26 protein-coding genes and 2 pseudogenes are annotated in these 26740 nt (G+C 70.2%); 13 read left to right on the top strand and 15 right to left on the bottom strand.

Annotated elements, in window-relative coordinates; translation table 11 throughout:
• Positions 1 to 192, top strand: a pseudogene (locus FHR82_RS44775) (GNAT family N-acetyltransferase); the annotation flags it as partial.
• Positions 193 to 621: 429 nt separating this feature from the next.
• A complete protein-coding gene (locus tag FHR82_RS44770; RefSeq protein WP_184816799.1) occupies positions 622 to 1290 on the top strand; it encodes a response regulator transcription factor in 669 nt (222 codons plus the stop codon).
• 113 nt (positions 1291 to 1403) lie between these two features.
• Here FHR82_RS44770 and FHR82_RS44765 read toward each other — a convergent pair whose 3' ends face one another.
• The gene (locus FHR82_RS44765) at positions 1404 to 1799 is read right to left on the bottom strand and encodes an HPF/RaiA family ribosome-associated protein (protein WP_184816798.1); all 396 of its coding nucleotides are present in this window, start codon (positions 1797 to 1799) and stop codon (positions 1404 to 1406) included.
• Positions 1800 to 2024: 225 nt separating this feature from the next.
• Between FHR82_RS44765 and FHR82_RS44760 the strand changes: the two genes are divergently transcribed.
• The 3 genes from FHR82_RS44760 (at position 2025) to FHR82_RS44750 (ending at position 5172) form a co-directional block, all read left to right on the top strand.
• Positions 2025 to 2615, top strand: coding sequence for a TetR/AcrR family transcriptional regulator (locus tag FHR82_RS44760; RefSeq protein ID WP_221465105.1), 591 nt, complete (start codon positions 2025 to 2027; stop codon positions 2613 to 2615).
• Positions 2616 to 2711: 96 nt separating this feature from the next.
• A complete protein-coding gene (locus tag FHR82_RS44755; RefSeq protein WP_184816796.1) occupies positions 2712 to 3824 on the top strand; it encodes a glycosyltransferase family 4 protein in 1113 nt (370 codons plus the stop codon).
• Between the two features lie 178 nt (positions 3825 to 4002).
• The gene (locus tag FHR82_RS44750; protein ID WP_184816795.1) at positions 4003 to 5172 is read left to right on the top strand and encodes an AI-2E family transporter; all 1170 of its coding nucleotides are present in this window, start codon (positions 4003 to 4005) and stop codon (positions 5170 to 5172) included.
• Positions 5173 to 5359: 187 nt separating this feature from the next.
• Here FHR82_RS44750 and FHR82_RS45565 read toward each other — a convergent pair whose 3' ends face one another.
• The 5 genes from FHR82_RS45565 to FHR82_RS44730 all read right to left on the bottom strand — a co-directional run bounded on the left by FHR82_RS45565 (position 5360) and on the right by FHR82_RS44730 (position 10135).
• On the bottom strand, positions 5360 to 5545 hold the full coding sequence (locus tag FHR82_RS45565) for an RGCVC family protein (protein WP_221465104.1): 186 nt from the start codon (positions 5543 to 5545) through the stop codon (positions 5360 to 5362).
• A gap of 632 nt (positions 5546 to 6177) precedes the next feature.
• Complete coding sequence (locus FHR82_RS44745; RefSeq protein ID WP_184816794.1) at positions 6178 to 6906, bottom strand: hypothetical protein; 729 nt, start codon at positions 6904 to 6906, stop codon at positions 6178 to 6180.
• 150 nt (positions 6907 to 7056) lie between these two features.
• Positions 7057 to 8055 carry an RNA polymerase subunit sigma-70 gene (locus tag FHR82_RS44740; protein ID WP_184816793.1) on the bottom strand — a complete coding sequence of 333 codons (999 nt, stop codon included), beginning with the start codon at positions 8053 to 8055 and terminating at the stop codon, positions 7057 to 7059.
• Positions 8056 to 8184: 129 nt separating this feature from the next.
• On the bottom strand, positions 8185 to 8814 hold the full coding sequence (locus FHR82_RS44735; RefSeq protein WP_184816792.1) for an AfsA-related hotdog domain-containing protein: 630 nt from the start codon (positions 8812 to 8814) through the stop codon (positions 8185 to 8187).
• A gap of 247 nt (positions 8815 to 9061) precedes the next feature.
• Entirely contained in the window at positions 9062 to 10135 is a 1074-nt protein-coding gene (locus FHR82_RS44730; protein WP_221465103.1) for a serine hydrolase domain-containing protein, read from the bottom strand.
• 98 nt (positions 10136 to 10233) lie between these two features.
• Between FHR82_RS44730 and FHR82_RS44725 the strand changes: the two genes are divergently transcribed.
• Positions 10234 to 10686, top strand: coding sequence for a helix-turn-helix domain-containing protein (locus FHR82_RS44725; protein ID WP_184816791.1), 453 nt, complete (start codon positions 10234 to 10236; stop codon positions 10684 to 10686).
• On the opposite strand, the gene FHR82_RS44720 is transcribed toward FHR82_RS44725, so the two are convergent.
• The 5 genes and pseudogenes from FHR82_RS44720 to FHR82_RS45560 form a co-directional block, all read right to left on the bottom strand.
• Complete coding sequence (locus FHR82_RS44720; RefSeq protein WP_184816790.1) at positions 10678 to 10836, bottom strand: hypothetical protein; 159 nt, start codon at positions 10834 to 10836, stop codon at positions 10678 to 10680. The two genes, FHR82_RS44725 and FHR82_RS44720, sit on opposite strands and share 9 nt — an antisense overlap.
• Entirely contained in the window at positions 10829 to 11260 is a 432-nt protein-coding gene (locus FHR82_RS47185) for a sensor histidine kinase (protein WP_318784848.1), read from the bottom strand. The genes FHR82_RS44720 and FHR82_RS47185 overlap by 8 nt, the downstream gene beginning before the upstream one ends.
• A 12-nt stretch (positions 11261 to 11272) precedes the next feature.
• Positions 11273 to 11437, bottom strand: a pseudogene (locus FHR82_RS47180) (helix-turn-helix domain-containing protein); the annotation flags it as partial.
• A 298-nt stretch (positions 11438 to 11735) separates the two neighbouring features.
• Entirely contained in the window at positions 11736 to 12476 is a 741-nt protein-coding gene (locus FHR82_RS44710; RefSeq protein ID WP_184816789.1) for a M15 family metallopeptidase, read from the bottom strand.
• A gap of 303 nt (positions 12477 to 12779) precedes the next feature.
• Complete coding sequence (locus FHR82_RS45560; RefSeq protein WP_221465102.1) at positions 12780 to 12995, bottom strand: hypothetical protein; 216 nt, start codon at positions 12993 to 12995, stop codon at positions 12780 to 12782.
• Positions 12996 to 13013: 18 nt separating this feature from the next.
• Between FHR82_RS45560 and FHR82_RS44700 the strand changes: the two genes are divergently transcribed.
• From FHR82_RS44700 to FHR82_RS44690, 3 genes are all read left to right on the top strand, one after another.
• A complete protein-coding gene (locus FHR82_RS44700) occupies positions 13014 to 14981 on the top strand; it encodes an ATP-dependent Clp protease ATP-binding subunit (RefSeq protein WP_184816788.1) in 1968 nt (655 codons plus the stop codon).
• 66 nt (positions 14982 to 15047) lie between these two features.
• Entirely contained in the window at positions 15048 to 15899 is an 852-nt protein-coding gene (locus FHR82_RS44695) for a DUF72 domain-containing protein (protein ID WP_512698866.1), read from the top strand.
• A gap of 313 nt (positions 15900 to 16212) precedes the next feature.
• Positions 16213 to 16839 carry a hypothetical protein gene (locus tag FHR82_RS44690; protein ID WP_221465101.1) on the top strand — a complete coding sequence of 209 codons (627 nt, stop codon included), beginning with the start codon at positions 16213 to 16215 and terminating at the stop codon, positions 16837 to 16839.
• A gap of 22 nt (positions 16840 to 16861) precedes the next feature.
• Here the strand turns inward: FHR82_RS44690 and FHR82_RS44685 are convergent, their stop codons facing one another.
• Genes FHR82_RS44685 through FHR82_RS44675 form a run of 3 tightly spaced genes read right to left on the bottom strand, consistent with a single transcriptional unit; the run spans position 16862 to position 20803 of the window.
• Complete coding sequence (locus tag FHR82_RS44685) at positions 16862 to 18244, bottom strand: condensation domain-containing protein (protein ID WP_221465100.1); 1383 nt, start codon at positions 18242 to 18244, stop codon at positions 16862 to 16864.
• 39 nt (positions 18245 to 18283) lie between these two features.
• A complete protein-coding gene (locus FHR82_RS44680; protein WP_221465099.1) occupies positions 18284 to 19765 on the bottom strand; it encodes an FAD-dependent oxidoreductase in 1482 nt (493 codons plus the stop codon).
• Positions 19766 to 19780: 15 nt separating this feature from the next.
• Positions 19781 to 20803, bottom strand: a complete 1023-nt coding sequence (locus FHR82_RS44675) for an alcohol dehydrogenase catalytic domain-containing protein (protein ID WP_184816786.1) — start codon at positions 20801 to 20803, stop codon at positions 19781 to 19783.
• 489 nt (positions 20804 to 21292) lie between these two features.
• Between FHR82_RS44675 and FHR82_RS44670 the strand changes: the two genes are divergently transcribed.
• A complete protein-coding gene (locus FHR82_RS44670; RefSeq protein ID WP_184816785.1) occupies positions 21293 to 22858 on the top strand; it encodes a carboxylesterase/lipase family protein in 1566 nt (521 codons plus the stop codon).
• Between the two features lie 73 nt (positions 22859 to 22931).
• Here FHR82_RS44670 and FHR82_RS44665 read toward each other — a convergent pair whose 3' ends face one another.
• The gene (locus tag FHR82_RS44665; RefSeq protein WP_184816784.1) at positions 22932 to 23855 is read right to left on the bottom strand and encodes a LysR family transcriptional regulator; all 924 of its coding nucleotides are present in this window, start codon (positions 23853 to 23855) and stop codon (positions 22932 to 22934) included.
• Between the two features lie 259 nt (positions 23856 to 24114).
• On the opposite strand from FHR82_RS44665, the gene FHR82_RS44660 reads away from it, so the two are divergent.
• The 3 genes from FHR82_RS44660 to FHR82_RS44650 all read left to right on the top strand — a co-directional run bounded on the left by FHR82_RS44660 (position 24115) and on the right by FHR82_RS44650 (position 26708).
• Complete coding sequence (locus tag FHR82_RS44660; protein WP_184816783.1) at positions 24115 to 24939, top strand: LLM class flavin-dependent oxidoreductase; 825 nt, start codon at positions 24115 to 24117, stop codon at positions 24937 to 24939.
• Positions 24932 to 25705: a class I SAM-dependent methyltransferase gene (locus tag FHR82_RS44655; protein WP_311771599.1), complete on the top strand. Its 774-nt coding sequence runs from the start codon at positions 24932 to 24934 to the stop codon at positions 25703 to 25705. Before FHR82_RS44660 ends, FHR82_RS44655 begins: the two co-directional genes overlap by 8 nt.
• A gap of 136 nt (positions 25706 to 25841) precedes the next feature.
• Positions 25842 to 26708, top strand: a complete 867-nt coding sequence (locus FHR82_RS44650) for an NmrA/HSCARG family protein (RefSeq protein WP_184816781.1) — start codon at positions 25842 to 25844, stop codon at positions 26706 to 26708.
• The last annotated feature ends 32 nt before the right edge of the window (positions 26709 to 26740 follow it).

The raw sequence follows: 26740 nt of genomic DNA, 5'->3' as shown, positions 1-26740 counted from the left end.
ATCGACGAGATCTTCGCCGTCGTCCGGCCCGGCAACACCCGCGCCGCGGCCACGGTCAGAAAAAACGGCATGCACTGGGTCGGCGAAACCACCAAATACTTCGCCACCGACCTGCAAATCTTCCGGCTCCGCATGGCCGACCTCAACCGAACAGCCCCCGAAGGACATCACCCACCCACCCTCGACCACTGACTCGGTCCCTCGCCTCACACGTTGCCGGCCGAGGCGCTGTCCGGTTGGGACGGACAGCACCTCGTGGCATACGGACTGTTCACAAAGAATCCACGCAACCACCCGATCCCCGGCTCTGCCAACCGATTGGCGGATACACGCGCCACGCGGGGAGAGCTAGGGTTCGGGGGTATTCGTGAGGTGCCCAAGACCCGGCGCACTCATCCGAGTAAGCCCGATTGACGTGATCTGGGACCGGCCACGTCCGGCGGACGCATTCGTACTCCAGGCCGGAATGCTCAGCATCCCCTCGTGGCACCAACATGTGTCGCGGTCCTGACGTGACGCCTGCCGCGCGGCCATCCCGAACACGGACGACGAACCGAGGTACTTCGTGGCAGGACACGACTCCGACCGCCGGGCAACCCCGTCCCGGCCTGTCGGTAAGGCATGATCGCCCGTACGTTCCCCGCGAACGGCGTTCTGGACCTGTCCGGCGAGCCGGCCACGGAGCCGATCACGGTACTGCTCGCCCTGAACCTGGGTCTGGTGCGCGGTGCCTTCGTGGACATGCTGTCCCGGCACGGCGACATCGAGATCGTCGCCGCTCTCGAATGCGGTGACCAGGTCGTGCCGTTGGCGCTGCGGGAACGGCCGGACGTGGTCGTCATCGAGATCGACACGCCGTCGAGCATCGGCCTGACCACCGTCGGGAATCTGCGCGAGCAGCTGCCCGCCTGCCAGATCGTGGCTTTGGCCGCGGCCAGGCCCGCCTCTGTGGCGCGCAGCCTGCTTGCCGCCGACGTGCTGGGCGCGATCGACAAGGACGCCCCGGCACATCGTCTGCTCGAAGCGATCCGCGGTGCCGCGAAGGGGCAGGCGGTGGTCGACGCCAGCCTCGCCGTCGCCGCGCTCATGGCGGAGTCCAATCCCCTGACTCCCCGGGAGGTGGACGTGCTGCGCATGGCGGCCGACGGCGCGCCAGGACCCGAGATCGCCAAGCGCCTGTTCTTGTCGCCGGGAACGGTCCGCAACTATCTGTCCAATGTGACCAGCAAAACCCGCGCGCGCTCCAAGTCCGACGCGGTTCGCATCGCCCGCGAGTCCGGTTGGGTCTAGCCACCGCGGCCCGCGGGCGCGGCTGCGGGTTCGAGCGCTTGCCGTGCCGACAGCGCCGATGAGCAGCACCGGCGTGAACTCCGGCAGATGCTCGACCGGCGTGACACGCTGCGCTACTCCTCACCGACGCTGTTGTCGGCGACGTGGTGGGGTGTCCGCCGAGCGTGGTTGTTGCGGGGTTCGGTGCGGGTTTTGGCGTCGTCGACCTGGCGGATCAGGTCGTTGCGGACCTCGTTGAGTGCCACCGCCAACTCCCTCGCCGTCGATGTGGACACCAGGTGCAGGCGCGGGGTGCGGCTGATCCAGCACTCCAGCGTGACCCGCTGGCCGGTGCCGTGGCGGTCCTTGAGACTGATCTCCAGATCGATCTCCGTGCCGGGGAACGACCGCAGCCTCGACCCCAGCGCGCCAAGGCGCCCGATGACCCAGTCGCGTTCGGATGCCAGGAAACCGGTGGCGAGATGCAGTCGATCGGCGATCACGTTCGGCTCGTCCGGGGTTTCGTTCATGTGCGGCGTCGCCGCCTTCCGTCTGGGTCTTGCCTGTGTCGCCGTCGTGCCGCGGCCGTTCCGGTTGCGGCAGGGCGGCGACGTGGTCACGAGCCCACCGCACGAACGCGGTGCCGTCGATGCCGTAAGGCGGCTCGTCCTGGCCTGACTCGTGGCGATCAGCCGCAAATCTGGACGATGTACAATAACTGTACATCGTCCAGAGATTTTATCCCCGGGAGCACCGTGACCGAAGCCCACCCCGTCCGCCCCGGCCCTCGGCGCACCCTGAGTGAGCAGGCGATTCTCGACGCCGCCCTGGCGCTACTGGCCGAACTCGGCGCCGAGCGGGTGACGATCCGGGGGATCGCGGCCCGGGTGGGGATCGCCCCCAACGCCGTCTACACCTACTTCCCGGACAAGGCCGCGGTACTGCGCGGCCTGGCCGAACAGCTCCTCGGGCGGGTCCACGACAACCAGGAAGGCGACTCGTCATCGCCATGGCGAGACCGCGTCCACGCCCTCGCGCGCGACCTCAGGAACGAACTGCTGGCCCATCCCGGCTCCGTGTACCTGCTGCTGGGCAGCTCCCTGGACGGCCGGAACGCACAGGCGATCGGGGCGGCACTCCTGACCATCCTGACCGACGCCGGCCTCGACCGGGACGCCGCCGCCGACGCCGCGCACCTGCTCAACGTGTACATCCTCGGCTCCGTCGCCCTCGAGACCACCGACCCGGCGACGGCCGCCGGCCAGTTCCAGTGGGGTCTCGACCGACTCCTGGACGGCCTCGCCGCCCACGCGGGCACGCGGCGGAACCACCACGGCTCCGCATGAACCAGGACGTCAACCGTCCGTTATGGAGGTAGGCACGCTCCTCCGGCTCGCCGTCCCTCTGTCCCAGAACGATCGACGAAACGTGGGAAGCACAACTTGATATCGTTCATCTGGTCACCCGGCAATCCCCTGCCCGCAGGCACCGGCGGTTCCGAGAACTACACCGTCGGTCACGTCCGCGAACTGAACCGGCGCGGGGTCGCCGCCCGGATCGTCACCGTGGGCCTCGGTGCCGACGACGGCCGGGACGACTTCGCCGGGATCCCGTTCCTGTCCCTGGCGTTGCTCGACGAGATCGGGGAGCTCGACGGCACGGTCGTGTTCGTCAACGAGCCGCATCCGGTGCCGACCAGAAACCCGGCGTTCCTGATCCTGCACAACCCGCCGCCCATCCGGGAGCACGAGAAGGCGTTCGCCGTCGACGGGACCAGGGTCCTCGCGCTGATCGCCACCAGCCGGTACGCCGCGGCCCTGTGGGCGGTCTTCCTGGACGTCGACGTCGCGACCATCAACGTCGTGTACCCGTTCGCCGAGCCGTGTTTCGCCGAGGAGTCCAGGCCGGACAGGCCGACCGGGAAGACGCGGATCCTGTTCGCGGGCCGGCTCAGTCCAGAAAAGGGCGTCTACACCCTGCTGGAGACCCTGCACATCGACATCATCGAGCAGGACGTGGACCTCAGCTTCACCGCGACGACCGCGGGAGCCGACAAACCACAGGGGAGGATCATCGAGCGGTTGCTGGGCGAGCACCCCGGCGTCTCCGTGGTCAACGCATGCAAGACACCGGCCACCATGGCGGCATTGATGGCCGACCACGACATCGTGGTGATGCCCTCGAACAGCCAGTACTGGCACGAGACCTTCGGCATCGTCTCCATCGAGGCCCAGCACTCGGGCTGCTGGGTGATCGCGTCCGACGACGGCGGACTTCCCGAGACCAACTGTGGTGGGGTCGTGCTCGTCAAGCCGGACAACGCCGAGGCACTCGCCTGGGGCATCCGCACCGCCATGGTCAGCGGGCCGTTCCCGCTCGCCGACAGGAAGCACGCCGGCACGAGGTTCACCGTCGAGCAGTCCGTAGACACCCTTCTCGCCGTGTTCGCACAACCGCAGGCGATCACACCCGCGACCATCGTCCGCCAACTCGAGGAACTGGTCCTGGTGCCCTCGGTCGACGATGAGCCGACACCGACCTACGCCGGACGCTGACGACCGCGCCATCGGCCTGGACCAGGGCAGCGGGTTCGCACGCCCGCTGTCCGCTGGAACGGATCGAACGCCGCGGCCGACAAGGATTGCGTGATCGTCTTCCGGGGTAGTCCTCGTTCGGTCCGAATGAACGGCAGGGGTGAGGACTGATGGGACATTCTCCGGCACACATCGGCCTATGAACGGGTCCGACGAACCATCCGGGCCGCCGACCGGACGCGATGTGGCGGGACTGGTGCCCACCGGGCTGCGGGTGAGCGCGGCCCTGGCGTGGCGGTTCATCGTCGTGATCGCGGCGCTGTACGTGATCGTGTGGCTCGCGGGCTACTTCGCACACCTGCTCGTACCGGTCGCCATCGCGCTGCTGCTCGCCGCGCTGATGGCGCCCGGGGTCGCCCGGCTGGTCGCGTGGGGTGTGCCGCGCTGGGCGGCCGCCGTGATCGTCATGGTCGGCGGCATCGCCCTCCTCGGCGGGCTGCTCACCTTCGTGATCATCACCTTCGTGAACGGTCTCCCCGATCTCCAGGCGCAGGTGGTGACGAGCCTCGACCAGATCCGGGACTGGCTCACCGACGGACCGCTGCACCTGCGCGCCGAGCAGATCCAGACGGTCATCGACGACGCGATCGGTGCGCTCCAGGACAACCAGGCCGCCATCACCCAGGGCGCGATCACCACCGCCACCACGATCGGCGAGGTGCTCACCGGATTCCTGCTGACCGTCTTCGTCCTGATCTTCTTCCTCTACGACGGCCCCGGCATCTGGCGGTTCGTGACCCGCGGCGTGCCCGGCCGGGTGCGGGAGCGCGTCGACGTCGCGGGCAGGCGCGGATTCGCGGCACTGGTCAGCTACGTGCGCGCCACCGCCGCGGTGGCACTCGTGGACGCGGTGGGAATCGGCATCGGGCTGGCGATCGTCGGCGTCCCGCTGGTGATCCCACTGTCCGCGCTGGTGTTCCTCTCGGCGTTCGTGCCCATCATCGGCGCCGTTCTCGCCGGCACGGTCGCGGTCCTCGTCGCGCTGGTCGCCAACAGCGTCCTCGCCGCGCTCGTGGTGCTCGCCGTCGTCATCGGTGTCAACCAGCTCGAGAGCCACATCCTCCAGCCGCTGCTACTCGGCCGCGCCGTGCGACTCCACCCGCTCGCCGTCGTCCTCGCCATCGCCGCCGGCCTGATCACCGCGGGCATCGCGGGCGCGCTCCTCGCCGTACCGCTCCTCGCCGTGCTCAACGCCAGCATCAGGTCACTGCTGCACGAGGAACACACGGAACCAGAGGACATCGACGTCCTGCACGACGACCAACTCCCGGACGGACCGGCGGTCACCAAGGCCTCGTGGTCACCATGACCGTCGAGTCAGCGACCGGCTCGGGCGTCCCGGCGCAACGTCCCAGATGGACAGTGCGGACGAGCGTCCGGCACCATCGGCGGACCACTCAGCGCGCCGGGTTCCGGCCGCTCAAGCCTTTCACGCGCAACACCGGCTGCCTGCCTGGCGCTCACTCAGTCCAGTCGTGGACAGCACCGCGATCCGATCACGTCGCGGTGCTCGACCCCGCGGTGCAGACGCAGCCCCGGTCATGATGTCCCACCGTGGTGGCAGTGCAGAACCGGGCCGCGATCCGGTCGTGCTCGGCCGACGGGTGGCCACATGCGGAGCACGCGACGACCGGTAGTGCGGCGGACGGCGACCTCGTGGTGTTCGAATATGTGTCATTCATCGTTGTGGCGCTCCCCTTCGTCGTATGTGTGACGACAGCCCGCGTTCAGCGCACGACCTGTGCGCTGCCCGCATCCCGGTTGTCGTCGGCCTTCCGTTGAAGGGCACCCGGCCGAGCAGCCGGCACCACGAACAGCGCCGGCTGTTCGGCGGACAGATCCGGCGAGTGGGGCCATCAGGCCCGTGACACGTCCCGCGTCCCTCGTAGTGGGCGCCGTCGGCTTGATCCACAGCGCAGCGACTGCTCGGCCACAATGGCCTTCGAGGTGTTGGTGCGGGCGCGCGGTCCCGACGACCTGTCGGAGCTCCCGTCCCCGGTCCACAGTGGACCAGCCTGGGTGGTCGACGACGATGCTGACTCGATCGCCGGCACGCGAAATGCCATCGACACCACGACAGTACCACGGTAGCGGGTCGGTGTACTGGTCACGCGAACTTGCGGATAAAGCCTGCCCGACCGGGCTTCCTCGTGGGTGAGGCTGATGACGGTCACGCCGACGTCGTTGGCACCACGCCACGCCGTAGAGATCACCCTTTCAGCACTGCACCAACGTTTCCGAGGTAGCCGATCACCGGGGCACCTCGGCGCGAGTGATCGTTCTCGCCGCCGGTTGGCGTGTGCTGGCCGCACGATCAGCGGAGGGGCACGTCGCCGAGCTTCTCGGTGATCCCGCTGCTGATCACCTCGGTGCCACTGAGCGAACCGTTCGGTGTGAACCAACGACGGCCGATCACGGAACCGTCCTCGATGTCGATGACGATGTCCTCACGGAGGGCCTTGCTCCTGCCCATGGTCAAACCGATCGCCATGCCCGTCCTGCCGCCGTCGACGGTGGCGGTCCCGTCAGTGATCTCCACGCCTGGGATGTAGGTCATCGCTCGGTAGAGGGTCGTTCGCAGATCGGCCGGCAACGCGGCGCGGACCAGGAGCTGCGTGGCGTGCTGGAAGTACGCCTTGCTCGGGTTGGCGGTGCCGCTCGCGTATTCCTGTTCGATCAGCGTGAGCAGCGTCCGGGGATCACGTGGCAAGCCGGCCAGGAACCGCGGCGTGAGGTTGTACCACCCCGGCTCTGGCGCTGGCTCCAGCTCGCCGGCCAGGGCGAAGGTGCCGTACTTGGCGCGGTACTCGCGCCGGCTGGCCTTCGGGAGCCCATCCCAACCCGGGTCCTGGCACGTCAACCACTCGATTCGCCCGAGATCACGGCGCAGCAGCCACTCAGCCTCGGGATCCCGTGGGATCCAGAGCTCGTCGGTGTCGTGTTGCCGGTACTCGCAGCGTCCGGTCCGGCTCAGCCACGTCGACTCGGTCCGGACATAGCGGCACTGTCCCGGCGCAAGCTGGATGTCCCTGGCCTGAATCATGTCTACCGCCTTGTCGAGGCTGCGGCCACGGACGCGGCCGGTGAACCTTGGTCACCACCAAGGATGCCAGCATGATCGATCTCGTCGGTCATGCGGCATTCGAACGCGAGGTGCCGTTCCGGAGTAGTCCCACGTGCGTCCGCACCGGGACTACTCCGCGCCGTCCGCGGGCAGGCGCGCCGGCAGCCCGAGCCGCGGGAACTGGTCGGCGTGGAAGGTGACGATCTCGGTGATCGCCCCGCCGGTGACGCGCAGGACGTCGATCGTCAGCGGCAGGTACGCGCCCTCCTGCTTCCGCCAGAGGTAGAAGGCGACGGCGGGCTGCCGGTTCACGGCGGTGCGGACGGCACGCAGGTCCTGCATGCCCTCGAAGCCGTCCTGGACCCAGCTGCGCACGACCGTGTCGCGGCCGACGTACAGGCCCGGCGTGGGCGGCATCGAGGACCGGACGTCGTCCCGCAGCAACGCGGCGAGCCCGTCGATGTCCGTGGCCACGCTGGCGTCGGTGTAGCGGCGCACCAGCTCGCGCGTCCCGGCGTCCTCCTCGCCGCCGGTCCAGTCCTGCCGCTGCGCGGGCAGGTGCTCCCGCATCCCGGCGCGGGCGCGCTGCAGCGCGCTGTTCACGGAGTTGACCGAGTCCCCGAGGAGCTCCGCGACGTCCTTCGCCGGCCAGCCGAGCACGTCCCGCAGGATCAGCACGGCTCGCGGGCGCGGCGCGAGGTGCTGGACCGCGACGAGATACGCCAGCTCGATCGTCTCCCGCGCGACGGCGACGGTCTCCGGCTCGTCCCCCACGCCCGCGGGCAGCTCGTCGAGCAGCCGGTCCGGGTAGGGCTGCAGCCACGCCACCTCGCCGCCGGTCGCGGGCGCCGGGCGGCACTTGGCGAGCAGGTCCAGGCAGGCGTTGGTGGCGATCCGGTACAGCCACGCCCGGAACGTCGACCGCCCCTCGAAGGTCTCCCGCCGCCGCCAGGCACGCAGGAACGTCTCCTGCACGGTGTCCTCGGCGTCCTCGAACGATCCGAGCATCCGGTAGCAGTGCACGTGCAGCTCCCGCCGGTGCCGCTCCGCCAGCCCCGAGAACGTCTGCTCGTCGACCTCGCCCAGACCGCTCACGCCCAGCTCCTCCAGCCGCATGTCCGCACTCATCACGCCATCCTTCCGCCTCGTCGTGTCCCGCCGCAGGTATGACGGGTGCGGACGCGACAACTCATCACCGGGCCGGTCGGCACGGCTGATCCAGTGACGTGTTCCGGGTGGCGAATCACGGCACCGGTGTCACCACCGGTCGACGTGCAGGCTCGACTCGAGTGGCGGGCGCGGCGCGGGCCGGAACGTCGACCCCCGGTAGTACGCGGTCGGCACCAGCGCGGCCTGGTGCACACCGGACGGGATGTCGAGCAGCTCCGCGACCTCGGCCGCGTAGCTCAGGTGCCGGGTGGTCCACACCGTGCCGATCCCCCGGCTCCGCGCGGCGAGCATGTAGCTCCACACCGACGGCAGCAGCGTGGCCCACAGCGACGGCGTGGTGCGTTCGGTGCTCACCCGCAGCGTCAGGTCCGCCTCGCAGACGACCTCCGCGCCCTGTTCGGCCAACAGGGACAGTGAGGTGTCCACTCCGGCCTCCCCCGTCGGGATCCGGGTGGCCTGCAACACGACCGGCCCGTCCAGCTCGCAGAACGAGGGAAAAGTGAGCGACAGCGACAACCGGCGGTTCGGAATGTCCAGGTCCGCGGCTCCGCTCCGGCGGACGAGTTCGAGAAGTCCCCCGATCAGGGCCATTCCGGGAATGTGGTCGAGCGGATGATCGAAGTGGTAGGGATCGTCCGCCCGGACGGCTAATCGCCCGCTCCAAATAGCACTGACCAACTCCACGTCGTCCACCAGTTCGTTGGCAAGTGCCGTCATGGCGCGACCTCCAGCTAGGCGTCCCAAGATCAGGGTCCAATGCTGGCAAGCCACCTACCGACCGTCATCTCCGACGATGCGGGTGTGATCTTTTCCGCGATCGCCGGCCGAAGTCGTGAATCCCTGCGCACCGATCAGGAATTTTGGAATTCCATGAACAGGAATTAATATCCACCACCGACAGTCGTGAAAGGACAGTCCGATTCAAACGGAAACCGTCGCCGACGGGTTCGCTCGCTCCGGTGTTTCAGGCACGTTCCAGGATCTCCTTCGTGAGCTCGAGTTCGACGTCCTCGAGGTTCCAGTCCTCGGCGTAGGCCTGGTTGCTGACCCAGTACGTCATGGCGCCGTCGGGGAGTTCTCTCGCGTAGTTCGCCAGCGACCAGTCGTTGCCGCCGTTGTGCCAGGCGACCTCGCCGTGCGCGGTGTCGAGGATGGCCCAGCCGTACGCGTACCACACGTCCATGCCGGGCATCCGCACCTGCGGGGTGAAGAGCTTCTGCCGTGCGGACGAGGAAAGGACGGTGGCGTCGGTGAGTGCCCGGTGCCAGCGGAACATGTCGCGGGCGGTGGACAGCATGCCGCCGTTGCCGCGGAGGTTCCAGTGTGGGCCGTCCGCTGCCCACGGGTGGTCGTAGGGCCGGCCCTGGCTCGTTCCCGTCTCGTCGTACTCGACGGCGACCTGGTCCGGAGACCAGCGGGGAATGACGTACCCGGTGTCACGCATGCCGGCCGGGAGGAACAGGCGCTGCGACAGGAACTGCTCGTAGCCAACACCCGAGGCCTTCTCGACGACGGCGGCCAGGACGCTGTAGCCCACGTTGGAGTAGTGGAACTCCTCGCCGGGGGTCGACACGAGGCGCGACGCCAGTGCCCCGGCCAGCATGTCCTCCCGGGAGATCGCGTCGTAGTCGTCGCCGAGACCTTCGACCAGGCCGGAGGTGTGGGTGAGCAGGTGGTGCAGAGTGATCCCCCGCTTGTCGGCAGGCACCGGGCCGAGGTGTGTGCCGATCGGGTCGGACACCCGCAGCTTCCCCATCGTCTCCAGCTTGAGGACCGCCGCCGCGGTGAACTGTTTGGTGATCGACATGACGTCGTACACCGTGTCGCAGGTGGCTGCGGTACCCGAGTCGCGGTCGGCCAGGCCGACGCCCTCGCAGTACGTGATGTCGCCACCCCGCCCGGCGAGGACCGTGCCGCCGAACCCGTCCGGCAGAGTGCGCGCCAGGTAGTCGCCGACCGGATCGGACGGTGGCTGCCGCGACGGCGCCGGGGAGCACGCCAGCACTCCCGCCATGACCATGAGCAGGACGCGAACCATGTGACCTCCAGGGTTTATCGAGGGGTCACACACTCACCGAGATGATCTGACGAGATCAACGGGTTCAGGTGTTCGAGTTCGTGCGGAACAGGAGCAACATGACCATCACACCCCCGCCGTCGCCTGCGGCAGCCACCGACGAGACCACGTTCGTCGCCGAGTTGCGCCGGCTCAAGACCTGGTCGGGCCTGAGCTTCCGGCAGCTGGAACGCAACGCGACCGACAGCGGCGACGTACTCCCCTACTCCACCGCCGCCACGATGCTCAACAAGAACCGCCTCCCGCGCGCGGAGGTCGTGGCCGCGTTCGTCAGGGCCTGTGGTGTCGCCGACCTGCGGCCGTGGCTGCTCGCCCGCACCCGGATCGCCGACGGCACGGCGGCGGTTCAGGCCCCCGCTCCCCTCCCCGCCTCACCGCGCGGCCGGCTGTCCGGATGGCGTCGCGCGGTCGTGGCCGCCGCGGCCCTGGTCGTCACGTTCACGGCGGGGACGGCGCTCGACACCGTCGCGGCGAGCGAGGAGGACATCGACGTGGAAGTGGTGTCACCGTGATCCCCGGATGAGACTCACCGCCACCGACCGGTACACCTCGGCGTGCACCAGCAGCGACGGCAGGCACACGACGAACAGGTGCGCGCACGCGATCACCCCAATGGCGAGGTGGAGGCCACGCCGCAGCCTCGTCTCCGGCAGGTCACCCATCCGGCCACTCCAGCCGGACCCGCGTGCCGCGCCCCGGCCGCGCGGTCAACGCCGCCCGCCCACCGACCGCCGCCATCCGATCCACAAGGGACAGTGCGGTGCCGCGCCGGTGCGCTGGCACGGCACCGGGGTCGAACCCCCGGCCGTCGTCCACCACCTCGACCACCACCCGGCCGTCGTCGTACCCGACCAGCACGGTGGCGCCGGCCACCCCGGCGTGCTGGGCCACGTTGCGCAGCGCCTCGCCGACCGACCGGCAGATCGCCGCGGCGGCCACCGCGGCGACCGGCGCCGGCCCGGTGACCGAGAACCGGGTCGCCACCGGACCACGCCGGACCACGTCCGCCAGCAGCGGCACGAGGTCGGCGTCGCCCCGAGGTGCCGGGTCGGGGCGCTGATCGGCCGCGAGTGCCCAGTACCGCACCAGGTCCTCGGCCTCCTGCTTCGTCGCACCGCAGACCCGCGCGAACCGCACCACCACATCGAGGCCCGGCACGACCTCGCCCCGGCAGTTGCGGTGCAGGGTCGACCGGCTGACCCCGACCCGCCGGGCCAGCGCCTCGTAACTCCGGTCGGTGCGCACCTTCAGCATCTGCAGCTGCCGCGCGAGCTGCTCGGTCTGGCCCGTGCGGCCAAGCTACGACGGCACAAGGGATCCCGAGGTCATCCGTTCGACCGACGACCGCATCCGCGATCGGGGCGCTGGCCGTGCACCGGTGGCCGGGGCGGCACGGGCCCGCGGGGAGTGCGACTTCGTCGGACGCAATGGTGTCCGATGTGGACAGGTCAGCATCACGTGCACCAGACCGGTACTTCACCGCTTCGCGGGCCCGCCTGTGCATAGCCCGGGCCGCGAAGCGTGCTGCCGCCGCCCTGAGATGTGTGGCGGGGCGGGTGGATCAGCAGTTCGGTGCGCTCCACGTGCGAACGGGATCGTTCGCCACGTGGGTGTGGTCGTTGTGGCCCGGGTAGCCCGGGCCGAGGATCTCCTCGAAACCGGAGGTCTTGGCCGCGTGGTACATCTGGCACAGCGTCGGGCCGCTGCGGGTGCTGAAGTCGGTGGCCTGGCCGTACATGTGCCTGCTGGTCGGCGAGCCGCCCACCGACGCGTTGCAGGACTCGCTCCGGAAGGAGATGCTGACGACCATCGGCCGGTCGCCCAGCTTGTGGCGCATCGCTTCCAGCTGCCACATCATGCGCAGCGTGTTCCGTTTCGCCGCCTCCGCGGAGACCTTGCCGCCGTTGAAGTTGTTCGCGCCGCAGTTGTCGTCCATCTCGCTGTACGCGAAGTGGATCGGGGTGCAGTCGTTGTCCTGCAACGCGTAGATCTTCTCGAACATCTCGGTCCCCGCGACGCCGTCGCTGTTCAGGCCGTAGGCGTCCTTGAACCGCTCGACCGCGCGGGCGGTGGCCGGGCCGAACCTGCCGTCGAGCACCAGGTTCTCGCCCGACGCGACCCAGCCTGCCACGCGGATCTGCAGCTGGGTGACGTCGCTGCCGCTCATGCCCTCCCTGAGCGTCCGGTTCCAGGTGTAGCAACCGTCGGCCGCGGCTTCTGCCGGGTTGAGCATGTTCACGGTCACCGTGCCCGCGATGGTCACCGCCAGGACGGACAGCAGGTACAACAGTCTTTTGCGCATGTGATGTGCCCTCTCCTCCAGACTGCGGGAGCAGATCGTCGCAGGGGCTCATACCTGCGTCAACGAACTGTTGGGGAATTCCCCACTCGATCAGCACTTGACAAATGAGCCCTGCGCCGGCCTCACGGCCGGGGCCTGGGCGCCGCCGCGGATCAGGTCAGCCGATCGGCTCGGCCACGATGATCTGGTACTGCTCGAAGGCCAGCTTCACGGTGCTGTGCCGGGCATCGACGATGCCGAGCGAGACGTCGGTGAACGGGTCGGTCAGGCGGACCGGCCACGGCCGAGGCCGCGCAGCTCGACCTACTGGGCGGCGTAGAAGGCGTAGTGCAGGGTCGCTCCCTTGGCCACGACGTGCGCTTCTGGCTCCTGATGGCGCGACAGCTCACCTACAGCCAGCACGGCCATCCGCTGGAGCTCACCGACCAGGCCTACCGGGGTGACCGCTACCAGTTCCGCGCCGCCACCACCTGGCAGCAGGTCGTCCGGGCGAGGAGGATTGGCGGTGCCACTGTCCACTGAGCGGAGGGGCGGGCGATGGGTGACGACTTCTTCGGCTTCGGGTCCAACCCGCTGGAGGATCTCGTGGGCCGGTTGTTCTCCGGTCTCGGGCTCCCCGGCTCGCAGACCCGCAGGGCGGAGCGCTTCGGACGCGACCTGACGGCCGCTGCCAGGGACGGCGAGCTGGACCCGGTGGTGGGCCGGGACGACGTGATCGACGAGATCATCGAGGTGCTGTCACGCCGCACCAAGAACAACCCCGTCCTGATCGGAGATCCGGGCGTGGGGAAGACCGCGATCGTCGAAGGCATCGCGGCGCGGATCGCGACCGGTGACGTGCCGCCCACGCTCACCGCCCGTCGCCTGATCTCCGTCGACCTGGCGGCCATGCTGGCCGGCTCGAAGTACCGCGGGGAGTTCGAGGAACGGTTGCAGGGCGTCATCGACGAGGTCACCGCGACCAACCGGATGGTCGTGCTGATGATCGACGAGCTGCACACCGTGGTCGGCGCGGGCAGCGCCGAAGGGGCCGTGATGGACGCGGCGAACATCCTCAAGCCCGCGTTGACCAGTGGGCGGTTGCAGGTCATCGGCGCCACCACGGTCGAGGACTACCAGCGGCACGTCGCGAAGGACGCCGCGCTGGAGCGGCGGTTCCAGCCGGTGGTGGTGGACGAGCCGTCGCCGCAGGAGGCCGTGGCGATGCTCGAAGGCCTGCGCGCGCGGTACGAACGGCACCACGTCGTCCGCATCACCGACGAGGCCGTGGTGGCGGCCGTGGAGCTGTCGGCGCGGTACGTCACCGAGAGGTTCCTGCCGGACAAGGCGATCGACCTGGTGGACCGCGCCGGCGCGCGGGTGCGGCTGCGGCAGAAGTCCCCGGCGCCGGACATCGTCGCGCTCGAGGACCGGGTGCACCGGCTGGCACAGGAGGACGACGAGCGACTCGCCGAGGCGGTCGCGGAGCTGGACGTCGCCAAGGCGGCGCTGGCGAGCGCGCCGGAGGTACGCGCGAACGACGTCGCGGAGGTCGTGTCCCGCAGCACGGGCATCCCGGTCGCACAGCTCACCGAGAGCGAACGGCACCGGTTGCTGCACCTCGAGGAACAGCTCCACCGGCGGATCGTCGGGCAGGACGAGGCGGTCGAGGCCGTGGCCGACGCCGTGCGACGCAGCCGGGCGGGACTCAAGCACCCGCGACGGCCCATCGGGTCGTTCCTGTTCCTCGGCCCCACCGGGGTGGGCAAGACAGAGGTCGCACGGGCGCTCGCCGAGGCGCTGTACGGCTCGCCGGACCGGCTGATCCGGTTCGACATGGGCGAGTTCGCCCAGGAGCACACGGTGACGCGGTTGACCGGGGCCCCACCCGGCTACGTCGGCTACGAGGAGGGCGGCCGGCTCACCGGCGCCGTTCGCCGCACCCCGTACTCGGTGGTGCTGCTGGACGAGGTCGAGAAGGCCCACCCGGAGGTCTTCAACACGCTACTCCAGGTACTGGACGCCGGACGACTCACCGACGCGCACGGGCGCACGGCGGACTTCGCCAACACGGTGATCATCATGACGAGCAACATCGGGGCCGACCAACTGCTGGCCGCAGCGCTGTCCGGTGTCCCGGTCGAGCAGGTGCGCGACCCGTTGCTGGCCGCCGTGGGCCGCCACTTCCGGCCCGAGTTCCTCAACCGGCTCGACGAGATCATCCTGTTCCGCGGGCTGGACGCCGAGCAGTTGCGACGCATCACCGCGCTGCTGCTGGAGGACACCCGCGAACGCCTGCGGGAACAGGACATCACCATCGAGGTGGACGAGCAGGCCCTGTCGTGGCTTGCCGCGTGCGGCTACGTCCCGGAGTACGGCGCCCGCCCGTTGCGCCGCACCATAGCCAGGGAGGTGGACCGCCGCCTTTCCCACGCACTGCTGTCGGGCGAGCTGCGCGGCGGTCGGCACGTCACCGTCGGCATCGAGGACGACGTGCCGGTACTGACCATCACCGATCCGGGCTAGTGCTGTGTCCACACCAACCCAACCCGGGTAGTAGTTTTCACTCAAGAACGACGGGAGTGGGGCGTAGTGGCACGTCTTCACGTCGGCTGCGCGATGTGGACCCACAAGGCGTGGCCAGGGCGGTTCCTGCCGCAGTCGCTGCCGGCCAGGGAGCGACTGCGGGCCTACGCCGACTGGTGCAACGCGGTCGAGGGCAACACCACCTTCTACGCGACGCCCGCCCGGAACACCGTCGCGATGTGGGCGCAGCAGACCGACCCCGGCTTCCGGTTCGTGGTCAAGCTGCCCAAGGTCGTCACGCACGAGCGCCGGTTCGCCGGTGTCGAGGCCGAGATGCGGGCGTTCCTGGACGCGATCGAACCCCTCGGCGAGCGAGCGGTCCTGTGGACCCAGCTGCCCGGCTCGTTCGGCCCTTCGGACGTCGACGCCCTCGGCCGCTTCCTGCGCAGGCTCCCCGCCGACCGCCGACGCGCCGTGGAGGTGCGCCACCCCGGGTTCTTCACCGACGCCCGCTCGACGTCGCTGCTGGAGGGGACGCTCGCCGACGCGGACACCGAGTGGGTCCCGTTCGACACCACGGTCTTCTTCCAGAGCCCGCCGACCAGCGAGGCCGCGCAGGACGCCTGGGCCAAGAAACCGCGGCTGCCGCGGCGGACGCGGGCGCTGACCGACCGGCCGATCGTCCGCTACCTGGGCCGCGACTCGGTCGAGGAGACCGTCACAGGGTGGCAGCCGTGGACCGAGGTGGTCGCGGGCTGGCTGCGCGAGGGCCGGTCGCCGACGGTCTTCGTGCACACCCCCGACAACGACGAGGCGCCTGCGCTCGCCCGCCGGTTCCACGACGACGTGCGAGCGCTGGTGCCCGGCCTCGACGCGCTGCCCGAGCCGGCACCGGTCGAGCCCGCGACCCTGTTCTGAGCGAGGTCACGACCGGGCGGGTTACCTCGTCGAGCGTGATCGTCTCCAGGCAGGTGGGCACCTCGGTCAGGTCCTCGTCGAGGCACGAGTTGTTCACGGCAGGCTGTCGCAGGTGGTGCGGCCCGGGAGCCATCACTCCTGCGGGTGGTGTTCGCAAGGTCGACCGTCGAACTCGATCTTCGGCGCCGGGACCACATGTGGCCGGTGACCTGCGCGACGGAGACCGCTGCCCGGGTGCTCGCGTGCCGTGCCCGGACGGGTGGAGCTGTTGCCGGACCTGATTACCCGTGTTGTCATCCCCTCGCGCCGACCGGTGCACGACGTGTTCCTGGAGGTGCCGAAGCCGCCTGCCGGGCTGGCGACGCGCGAGTTCGTGCTGTGCGTGCAGTCGGACATGGGCACGCTCGACCGCTCGGCGCTCGCCGCGCGGGTGCTCGGTCTGCTGCGGGCGTGGGAGGTCCCACCGGACCGGTTGGCGGTGGTGGAGGGCATTCCCCGGGGCGACCGGATGGTCTACGACCTGCTCGAGCCCGAGTTACGCGGTGCCGAGTTCGTCCCGTTCCGCGACATCTGGCGCCACGGTGTGCCGGTCGCGGCGGGCCAGACCTGGATCTCCACCCGCTTCCACCTGCACCTGCTGGCCTCGGCGGCGGGAGCGAGCGGCGTCGCGATGAGCGTCTCCCAGGACTACTACGCGGTCAAGCACCGCAGCCTGCTCGACCTCGGCAGCAACTGGACGATGCTCGACGCGGCCGGGAACGACGTACCGGACCGCCCGGACAGCGGCGGGTTCACCTCGGCGGCCCTGCGCGCCTGCCAGGACGCGAAACTCGCCGTCGCCGAGAAGATCTACCGGCGTGACCCACCGCAGGCCTCGGCGGTGACCGGTAACCGGGCCGCCCGGTACCGCCGTCTCGCCGGCTGGTTCCGCATCGACTGATCGTCCAGTGTGGACTGGTTCGCTACGAGATCGTCAACGGGGCGTCCGGGTCGGTCACCAGGGTCCTGAGCACCCGGACGAACGTGTCGACCACCGTGTCGATCGTGGCCTCGTCGAAGAGGTTGGTGTTGTACTGCAGGCAACCCAGCATGTCCTGGTTGGCGGTGTCGACGTCGAACGTCCACAGTGCACCGTCGGGCAGGTCGGAACCCAGGTCCTGCGGCAGCACCCGCCTGATCTCGGTCAGCTCGACGTCACCGACGACCTCGGCGTTCATCACCTCGGGGAACTGGAACACCTGGAATCCGTGCACCGAAACGTCATCGGCCAGGAACGGACGGCCGAGACCCGGCGAGTCGGCCATGACCTGGGCGAACGGGATCTGGTTCGAGTACGCCCCCAGGCAGGTGCGCCGGGTCCGCACGAGCACGTCCCGGAAGCTCGCGCACCCGGCCACGTCCGTGCGCAGCGGCATCGGGTTGAAGAAGCCGCCGACCGTCTCCTGGAACCGCGCCTGGCCGCGACCGGACGACACGGTGAAGACCACGACGTCGGTGATGTCCAGCATCCGGTTGAGGAACACGTTGTACACGGCCGTCATGACCATGAACACCGAGCAGCGGGTGTCGCGGGCGAGGTCGAGCACCGCGCCGGTCAGGTCGTCGTCCACCCGCAGGCGGCGCACCGCGGACTTCTTCTCCCCGCTGGCCGACTTCGGCCGGTCCGCCGTGAACGCGGCGAACTCGGCTCCCTGCAACGCTTCCCGCCAGTAGTCCCGCGACCTGGCGATCTTGGCGTCGGCGAACCGCTCCCGTTCCCAGACCACGTACTCCTGGTACTGGCTCACCTCGGGCAGGGCAGGCAGGTCGTGGCCGCGCAGTCGCGCGTAGGTCCGGCTGAGGTCCCGGATGAGCACGTGCATCGACATGCCGTCGACGGCCGTGTGGTGCGCGAACAACGCGAGCACGGCGTCGTTGTCGTCGAACCGGGCCAGGACTGCCTGCAGCAGCGGCAGCTCGTCGCTGCGCAACGGGCCGCACTCCAGCTCGATCAGCAGTTCCTCGGCCACCCGGTGCCGGTCGGCCGGGTCGGTGCCCGGCAGGTCGCGGACCTCGAGCCGCGGCGGACCCGATGGGTGGACGGTCTGGTATCCGTCCGCACCCCGGGTCACGAGCGTGCGCAGGGCCTCGTGCCGCTGGACGACGGAGTCCAGCGCGGACCGCAGGCACTCGACGTCGACGTGGCCGCGGATCCGCCAGCCGTAGGCGAGGTGGTAGAACGGGCCGAACGGGCCGACCTCGTTGCCCTCGTCGAAGACGCTGAGGAACTCCTGGTTGTAGGACAACGGGATGCGGCCGGAGTCCGACTCCGACTGCGCGGGCATCTCGGTGGCGTCGATGGTCATCGCGGGCCTCTCCCTCGGTAGAGCGCCGTCGGCTTGCGGTCAGGCGGCCTTGCGCCACTCGGTGGGTGGCTCCTGCTGCTCCGCCGGCCGGGACTCCGCGGCCTCGGCGCCGCCCCGCACGAGCCGCAGCTTCGGCCGGGGGTGGGCCACCGGTGCCTGTTCTTCGTTGGCCAGCCAGGACTCCCCCGGCTCCGGGCGGTGCCACGCGTGGCGCAGTACCCGGAACGCCAGGTCCGGCCGCATCAGCGAGGGGGGCTTGACCAGGAGCCCGGCGACGCGCATGAGTCCCGTGGTCAGCGCCGGGTCCACGGTCGCGGCGTGCTGAACCCGTGCCGCGTAACCGTTCCCGAACCGGACCTTGGCCGTGCGCTCGCCCTCGACCTCTGGGAACTCGAGGTCGGCGCCGGCCGAGGTCGCCCACGGGACGTCGATCACGCGGGCGATGTCGGCCAGGAACTTGCGGGGCCGCGGCGCCTTCCCGCGCCGCAGGTGCTTGCGCAGGATCTTCGCCTCGATCGCGGAGACGATCATGCCCTGCCCGTAGACCGGGTTGAAGCTGCACGCCGCGTCACCCATCACCAACAGGCCGTCGGGAAAGCGGGTGAGCTTCTCGTAGCGGCGCCGGACGCTGGCCGCGACCCGGAACGCCACCGGGTCGGTGACGGGCTCGGCGTCCCGGATGGCCTCGTAGACATCCGGTACCGGCAGGCTCCTGGCGAAGTCGAGGAACCCCTCGTGGTCGGTGGGCGGGTAGTCGCCGAGGATGCCGGTGAGCGACACGATGCACAGCTCCGGCGAGCTGCGGCCGAAGAACGCGCCGCGCGGGTGGGCAGGCGAGGCGACCGGGTTGATCGCGTGCAGGCCGCCCAGCATCTCCGGACGCAGCCGGTACAGCCGGGTGGTGTAGCCCAGGGCGATCTTGACCCGGTCCTCGGCAGGCCGGTCGTAGCCGAGCTTCTCGAGCCAGACCGGGGTGCGGGACCCGCGCCCGGTGGTGTCGACGACGAGGTCGGCGGTCAGGACCTGCTCCGGGCTGGACGTGTCGGCGTTGGCCTGCACCCTGGCCCCGACGATCCGCTCGCCGCCGGTCGTCGCGACCAGACCGGTGATGTCGTAGCCCTCGAGGTACGTCACGTTCGGCAGCGCGGCGACCCGGGTCCGGATGTGGTTCTCCAGCACGGGCCGCAGGGCCGCCACCGAGGTCACCCCGGTGCTCGCCGGCCGCAGCCGCCGGGCGTTGAAGTACCACCGGATCTCGCCGAGATCGGCGATCGGGGCGCCGGACGCGCGCAACTCGTCCATCAGGCCGGGGAACAGCTCCTCGAAGATGAGCTGCCCCTGCCCGTGCAGGCTGTGGGCGTGGCGGGCGTGCGGGGCGCCGCGCCGCGGCTCGCTGACCCCGACCACCTTGTCGCGGTCGACCACCAGGACCTCGCGGTAGGACTCGGCGAGCACCCGGGCGGCCAGCGTGCCTGCGATGCTCCCGCCCAGCACGACCGCGCGTTCTCCGACGTAAGCCATCGTGATTGCCTCCCCCTAGTACGACACGACCGCCGTGAACCGGACCTCGCCCTTGGCCACCCGGGCCGCGGCGTCGGCCACCTGCTCGGCGGTGAACAGTTCCACCATCGGCCTGACCCGGCCGCTGGCCACGATCTCGAGCGCTTCGGCGAGCTGGCGCGGATCTTCGTGGGTGACCCCGAGAACCTTCTGGTCCAGGGCGAAGAACAGGCCGGACACGTCCGGCGGGAGCGCGAACGGCTCGAGCGGGTCCATGCCGGCCAGCACGATCCGGCCGCCCGGACGCAACCCGCGCATGCTGTCGGCGGCCGCGGCGTTCGAGGACCCGGTCGCGACGATGACGTCGGCACCACCGGCCGCTGCGAGCTCCTCGCCGTTGCCGACCACCAGGCTGGCGCCGAGCTCGCGGGCCAGCTCGCGCTTGTCGTCCGAACGGGTGATCGCCACCGTCTCGAACCCACTGGTCGCGGCGAACTGCACGGCGAAGTGGCCGAGCGCGCCGATGCCCAGGACCGCGACCCGCTCGAACGGGCGTGGGTCGGCCTTGCGGAAAGCGCACCAGGCGGTGTAGCCGGCGCACAACGTGGGTGCGGCGTCGGAGAAACTGAGCCCGTCGGGCAGCGGCACGGTGCCGGAAGCACGGGCGACGAGGTACTCGGCCTGCCCGCCCGGCACGGTGATCCCGGTCATCGCAGGCGCCGCGCAACGGATCGCCGCGAGACCGGACAGCGGCAGGTTCCGCGCACAGTGGTCGCAGTGCCCGCAGGTGCCCTGGATCCACGGCACACCAACACGATCGCCGACGCGGCGGTTGGTCACGCCGGGTCCGACGGCCACGACCTCCCCGGCAGGCTCGTGCCCGAGCACGGCGGGCGAGAACGGCGGGAACGGGATGACCCCACGGGTCACCAGAATGTCGTTGTGGCAGATTCCGGAGGCGCGCACCCGGATCAGAACCTCGCCGGGACCGGGGCTGGGAGTTGGGATATCCGCCAGTTCCCACTCCGCGTTCACCGCTGAAACCACCGCTGCCTTCATGGCCAAATAGTCTCCCGGATCGGAATCCGGGGCACCTTCCGTTGTGCCGCTTCCGGCACGCGAACCAGTCCCCGACGGCGCGCAACCGGTACGCCGACCGGGAATTCCGCCGAGTTCTTCTCATCGTTCGGCGGGCCGCTTTCTGTTGTGACACAAGCGAAGCAAGTAATGCTGGCGCTGTCATTGCCGGATATCTTGACCCTGTTCCACCGGCGTCCAGCGCGGATTGTCGGCGTGTTGATGTTTGTCCGCCGGGGGCATTTCGATCATGTTATGGGCGGGATTTCTCGAGCCTTCTCCTCGGCCGGGCCAGGCAGGCGACGACCGAGGCATGAGGTGCGGCCGGTGGCGCCGGCCGCACCTCCTGAGCGACAACCCACCCAGGCCACGCCCCCGGCACGACCTGGTCACCGAGCAACGGAGCGGATGACGGGCGCCTCGGATCGTCCGTACGGTCGGCATGATCGTGTCTGGCCGAAAGGGACTGTGATGAACTGGCGCAGAGTGCTCGGCATCATGAGCGTGGTCGGGTTGCTGTGCACCGGGCTGGTGCCCGCCGCCGCGGCAGGGCCGAGGGACGTGGTGTGGACCGGCAACGGCCCGCTGCGAGGCACGGTCCACTCGGACTACGTGGAGTACCTGGGCGTCCCGTACGCGGCTCCGCCGGTCGGACACCTGCGCTGGCGCCCCCCGGCGCCGGCCCGCGACTGGCACGGCGTCCTCGACGCCACCGCGCCGCGCAGCCAGTGCGCGCAGCTGGCGTTGTTCGACTCGCCCGAGACGCACGTCGAGGACTGCCTCTACCTCAACGTGAGCACGCCGCGCCGGGTGCGGCCGGGCACGCCGGTCCTGGTGTGGTTCCACGGCGGTTCCTTCCTCGCAGGCAGCGGCGACCTCTACGACGGCAGGCGCCTGGCGGCCGAGGGCGACGTCATCGTGGTGACCGTCAACTTCCGGGTCGGCGCGCTGGGCTACCTCGCGCTGCCCGCGCTGTCCGCGGAGAAGGCAGGCGTCCAGTCCGGGAACTTCGGCCTCCAGGACCAGCAGGCCGCGCTGCGCTGGGTGCAGCGCAACATCGCCAGGTTCGGCGGGAACCCGGCCAACGTCACCATCGGCGGCCAGTCGTCCGGCGCGGTGAGCAACTGCATGCACCTGGTGTCCCCGACCGCGGCCGGCCTGTTCCAGAAGGTGATCGGCGCCAGCGGCAGCTGCACCTGGCAGCTGCCGACCGCGCCGCAGGCCGAGACCGCGGGCACCGCGTTCGCCGCCGGGCTGGGCTGCACCGACCCGGCGACGGCCGCGGACTGCCTGCGCGGCAAGGAGGTCGTCGACCTGCTGCGTGCCTGGCCGGGCGGCACACCGGTCGTCGGCGGCCGGGAGTTCCCGATCCAGCCGGCAGAAGGGCTGCGCACGGACCGGTTCCGGCACGTGCCGATGCTGCTCGGCAACACCCTGGACGAGGAACGGTTCACCGTCAGCCTGGTCTACGACGGCAGCGGGAACCCGGTCACCGCGGCCCAGTACCCGGAGATCATCCGGAGCACCTACGGCGCGGACGCCGACCGGGTCCTGGCGAGGTACCCGGCCGACCGGTACCCGACGCCGGGCATCGCCCTGGCCACCGTGAACTCCGACGCCCTGCCGCCGCTGTCGACCTGCGAGCACCTGAAGCAGTACCGGTCTGCGGCGGCCCGCCCGCTCCCGGTGCCGGTCTACGCGTACCAGTTCGCCGACCGGACCGCGCCGCCGCTGGTGGACATCCCCGGCTTCGACGAGGGCGCCGCACACATCACGGACATGAACTACGTGTTCCCGCAGGTGTTCGGGTCCCCACTGAACCCCGCCCAGCAGGCGCTGGCGCGCACGATGGTGCGCTACTGGGCGAACTTCGTCCGGACCGGCGACCCCAACGGCCGCGGCCTGCCCGACTGGCCACGGTTCCACAACGCCTCGGACGTGCTCTCGCTCGACCTCGGCCGTCGGGGGATCCGCCCGGTGGACGTCTCGGCGGCGAGCAACTGCGCCTTCTGGGCGAGCGTGAACCCCGCCGGATGAGCCCTGCCGGGTGAACGAGCAGCGACGCCGCCCGGACTGGCTTCACCCCTGAAAGCAGTGGTCGAGCCACGGGTTACCGTCGCCGGGCCCCCGCATGTGTCGCACGGTCGGCCGCGATCTCGGCCGCGACCTCGACGGCGACCTCGATGGCCCGCGCCGCGAGTGGGGACTGGGTGCGTCCGGCCCGCCAGTGCAGGTAGATCTCCCGTGCCGGCAGGGCTGGTCGCGGCTCGTGGACGCGGAGCCGGTGGTCGGATGGGACGTCGGCGCCCCGGATCGCGAGCCACGGCAGCACCGCCGATCCCATGCCGGCTCGCACCATGGACAGGAGGGTGTCGTTGATCGCGCTGCGAAACACGATTCGCGGACTGGCGCCGTTGCGTGCGAGCGCCTGCTCCATCAGCGGTTGGTCGCAGGTCAACGGCCAGGCCACCATCGGAGCCTGGTCGAGTTGCTTCAGCCGGACCGGACCGTCGGGGAAGGTGCCTTCGCGGGCCACCACGAGGTACGGATCGTCGAGCAGCTTGACCCGCTCGACGTCGCCTTCGAGCCGGCCGTCGTAGAACAGCAGGTCGAGATCACCGATCTGGGGTTGGTCCGGCTCCTCCTCTGACAACCTGATGTCGCAGGCGGGGTGCTCGTCTCGCAGCCTGCGTACGACGGCGGGCAGGATCACGTTGGACACGCTCTGGAACGTGCCGATGTCGATCCGGCCGTCGCCCGCGTTGAACCGGTCGACCGCATCGGCCAGTCGCTCCGCCTTCGCGAGCAGCTCACGACCCTGCTCCAGGACCACGGCTCCGAGCGGGGTGATCCGCACCGGTTTGGGCCCACCCGGCCGATCGAACACCGGGCCACCGACGGCTCTCTCCAGCGCGGCGATCTGCTGGCTCACCGTCGATTGGCTGTACCCGAGCCGTGCGGCCGCCCGGCCGAAGGAGCCCTCGTCGGCGACAGCGGCCATCGCGGCGAGGTGGCGCAGCTCGACGTCGGGCACGACTCCCAGCGTAACAAGGGTCGATTGCAGTTTACGATCGCATTGATCGGAAACTATCGCTTTTCGCGATGCTCATGTCGGCTTAGCGTGACAGGACCAGTCAGTCCCGAAGACGCGGAAAGAAGGCCGACATGACCGCGCTGACCACTCACGGCGAGCAGCTCCTCGAAACGGACCATCCCGATCGGGTCGCGTCGCGGACGCTCCTCGCCACTCCCGTCACCGCTGTCGAACCAGGCGTCGCGGGACGAGGCCACTGATGAACCGGCTGCGGTCCGCGCTCTGGCTGCCGCTCTTCGACGAGCTCGCCGACCCCAGGGTGGTGGCGCGGCTGGCCGCCGACGCGGAGGCCGCCGGGTGGGACGGCTGCTTCGTGTGGGACCAGTTGCACTGGCGGCCGCCGGTCCGGCAGGTCACCGACGCGTGGATCTCGTTGGCGGCGATGGCCGCCGCGACCGAACGGCTGCGGCTGGGCCCGATGGTGTCGCCGCTTCCCCGTCGCAGGCCGGCCAAGGTCGCTCGGGAGACGGCCACGCTGGATCGGCTCAGCGGCGGCCGGCTCACCCTCGGCGTCGGCATCGGCAGCGACCGGTTCGGCGCCGAGCTGTCCAAGACCGGTGAGCAACTCGACGACAGGCTGCGCGGCCGGATGCTCGACGAGGCCCTGGCGATCCTGGCCGCCGCGTGGTCCGGCGAGCCGGTGCACCACCGCGGCGAGCACTACATCGTCGACGACATGGAGTTCCTGCCCCGGCCGGTTCAGCGGCCCGGTGTGCCGGTGTGGGCCGCCGGCTTCCCCGGCAACGTCAAGCCGATCCGCCGGGCCGCCCGGCTCGACGGCTTCTTCCCGGTCAACCTCGAGCACCCGGACCAGCTCGCCGAGATCGTCGCCACCATCACCGATCTCCGCTCCGGTGTGGCCGGACCGTACGACATCGCCATCGGTCTGCCCTCCGGCACCGACCCCCTGCCGTACGCCGCCGCCGGTGCGACCTGGTGGCTGCGCGAGTTCGAGCCCGGCGTGCCGCTCGACACGGTGCGTGGCGTCCTCCGCGATGGTCCGGCAAGTCCGGGTGGTGACTGAGGTGTTCGACTACGACGCCGAGCTGAGCCGCTACCACGCGCGGCTGCGAGCAGCCGCAGCCGTCCGGACCGCTGATCGCGTGCTCGACATCGGCTGCGGTACCGGGCAGACGACGCGGGAGGCCGCCAGAGCCGCGACAGCGGGCAGCGCACTCGGCGTGGACCTGTCCGGACCGATGGTGGACCGCGCCCGAAGGCTGAGCGAGGGAGAAGGACTCCGCAACGTCACCTTCGAGCGGGCCGATGCCCAGGTCCACCCCTTCGCGCCGGGGGATTTCACGGTGGGGCTCAGCCGGTTCGGCACGATGTTCTTCAGCGACCCGGTCGTGGCGTTCACCAACATCGGACGGGCGTTGCGGCCGGGGGCACGGCTGGTGCAGCTGGTGTGGCAGGCCCACGACCGCCAGGAGTGGTCCGGCGCGGTCCGCCAAGCGCTGACCGGTGGCCGGATGGCGCAGGCCGGGCCCGGCCATGCCGCCTTCTCCCTGGCGGATCCCACCGTCACGGCCGGCACGCTGACCGCCGCCGGCTTCACCGCGGTCGAGATCACCGAGGTACGCGAGCCGGTCTACTACGGGCCTGACGCGGCGAGCGCCCGCGACGCCCTGTTCGAGCTGCGGATGGTCCAGGACGTGGTCGCCGGTCTGGATGCCGAGGAGACGGCTCGTGCTCTCGACCGGCTGCAGGCCATGCTCGACGCCCACGACACCGGCGACGGCGTGTGGTTCGACTCCGCTGCCTGGCTGGTCACCGCGCGCCGGCGCTGACCGCGGGAATCACACGATCCGGTCCGGTGTGCACAGAAGGAACCGCACCACCTGCTCCACAGCGGACCAGATCTGGCAAGCCGGCATCCGGAGGCGCATAGTGCGGTGAGCCGAACCATCCACGAGGAGGGTCGCGATGGACGATCGTCTGATCGTCGTCCTGGGTGCCACGGGACGGCAGGGAGGTGCGGTCGCACGGCACCTGCTCGCGGGAGGCTGGCGGGTGCGCGCGGTGACCAGGACGCCCGGTTCCACCGCCGCACAGGCGCTCGCCGCGGCAGGTGCCGAGGTGGTACGGGCAGACATGGCCGACCCGGCCGGTCTGCGGATCGCGCTCGCCGGTGCCTACGGCGTGTTCAGCGTGCAGAACCCGATGACCAGCGGGCTGACCGGCGAGGTCACGCAGGGCGTGAACGTGGGCACCGCTGCCGAGGAGGCCGGGGCGCGGCATGTCGTCTACGGCTCGGCCGGGGTCGGCAGGCCGGGAACGGGAATCGGCTCGTGGGACTCGAAGCTGGCCGTGCAGGCTCACCTCGAGTCCCTCCGGCTGCCGTTGACCGTCCTGCGGCCCATGGCGTACATGGAGCTGATGAGTGACAGGAGGTTCTACCCCTCGGTGGCCGCGTGGCACGTGATGCCGAAGCTGATGGGCGGTGACCGGCCCGTGCAGTGGCTCCGCCTCGACGACTTCGGCGCGGTCGTGGCGCGGGTGCTGGCCGACCCCGGCCGGTTCGTGGGCGCGGACCTGGCCCTGGCGTCCGATGTGCGCTCCATCGACGAGTGCAGGGCGCTGTGGCGCGAGGTCTTCGGCCGCGATCCGCGCCGCTTCCCGATGCCGGTGCGGCTGTTCGAGAAGTTCGTCGGCACGGACCTCACGACCATGTGGCGGTGGCTGCGCACCAACCCGACCGAGGTGGACACCGCCGTGACGAAGGCTCTCGTGCCCGAAGCACGAACGGTGCGTCAGTGGCTGCTGGAACGACGGGCGACACAGCGGTCCTGACCCGTCGCCGCGGCGGCCACCGCCGGTCGCGG

The organism is Actinophytocola algeriensis, assembly GCF_014203735.1.
In the GTDB taxonomy this organism is placed as follows: Bacteria; Actinomycetota; Actinomycetes; order Mycobacteriales; family Pseudonocardiaceae; genus Actinophytocola; species Actinophytocola algeriensis.
This window is presented reverse-complemented; position numbering and strand designations above follow the sequence as displayed.

Bases quoted from the DNA above. Each gene is read 5' to 3' on its own strand.
- FHR82_RS44735 (WP_184816792.1), bottom strand. From the start codon at position 8,814: ATGACGGCACTTGCCAACGAACTGGTGGACGACGTGGAGTTGGTCAGT.
- FHR82_RS44680 (WP_221465099.1), bottom strand. From the start codon at position 19,765: ATGGCTTACGTCGGAGAACGCGCGGTCGTGCTGGGCGGGAGCATCGCA.
- FHR82_RS44675 (WP_184816786.1), bottom strand. From the start codon at position 20,803: ATGAAGGCAGCGGTGGTTTCAGCGGTGAACGCGGAGTGGGAACTGGCG.
- FHR82_RS44770 (WP_184816799.1), top strand. From the start codon at position 622: ATGATCGCCCGTACGTTCCCCGCGAACGGCGTTCTGGACCTGTCCGGC.
- FHR82_RS44740 (WP_184816793.1), bottom strand. From the start codon at position 8,055: ATGAGTGCGGACATGCGGCTGGAGGAGCTGGGCGTGAGCGGTCTGGGC.
- FHR82_RS44725 (WP_184816791.1), top strand. From the start codon at position 10,234: ATGACCATCACACCCCCGCCGTCGCCTGCGGCAGCCACCGACGAGACC.
- FHR82_RS44720 (WP_184816790.1), bottom strand. From the start codon at position 10,836: ATGGGTGACCTGCCGGAGACGAGGCTGCGGCGTGGCCTCCACCTCGCC.
- FHR82_RS44685 (WP_221465100.1), bottom strand. From the start codon at position 18,244: ATGACCATCGACGCCACCGAGATGCCCGCGCAGTCGGAGTCGGACTCC.
- FHR82_RS44745 (WP_184816794.1), bottom strand. From the start codon at position 6,906: ATGATTCAGGCCAGGGACATCCAGCTTGCGCCGGGACAGTGCCGCTAT.
- FHR82_RS45565 (WP_221465104.1), bottom strand. From the start codon at position 5,545: ATGAATGACACATATTCGAACACCACGAGGTCGCCGTCCGCCGCACTA.
- FHR82_RS44670 (WP_184816785.1), top strand. From the start codon at position 21,293: ATGAACTGGCGCAGAGTGCTCGGCATCATGAGCGTGGTCGGGTTGCTG.
- FHR82_RS44730 (WP_221465103.1), bottom strand. From the start codon at position 10,135: ATGGTTCGCGTCCTGCTCATGGTCATGGCGGGAGTGCTGGCGTGCTCC.
- FHR82_RS44710 (WP_184816789.1), bottom strand. From the start codon at position 12,476: ATGCGCAAAAGACTGTTGTACCTGCTGTCCGTCCTGGCGGTGACCATC.
- FHR82_RS44750 (WP_184816795.1), top strand. From the start codon at position 4,003: ATGAACGGGTCCGACGAACCATCCGGGCCGCCGACCGGACGCGATGTG.
- FHR82_RS44660 (WP_184816783.1), top strand. From the start codon at position 24,115: ATGAACCGGCTGCGGTCCGCGCTCTGGCTGCCGCTCTTCGACGAGCTC.
- FHR82_RS44765 (WP_184816798.1), bottom strand. From the start codon at position 1,799: ATGAACGAAACCCCGGACGAGCCGAACGTGATCGCCGATCGACTGCAT.
- FHR82_RS44700 (WP_184816788.1), top strand. From the start codon at position 13,014: ATGGGTGACGACTTCTTCGGCTTCGGGTCCAACCCGCTGGAGGATCTC.
- FHR82_RS44650 (WP_184816781.1), top strand. From the start codon at position 25,842: ATGGACGATCGTCTGATCGTCGTCCTGGGTGCCACGGGACGGCAGGGA.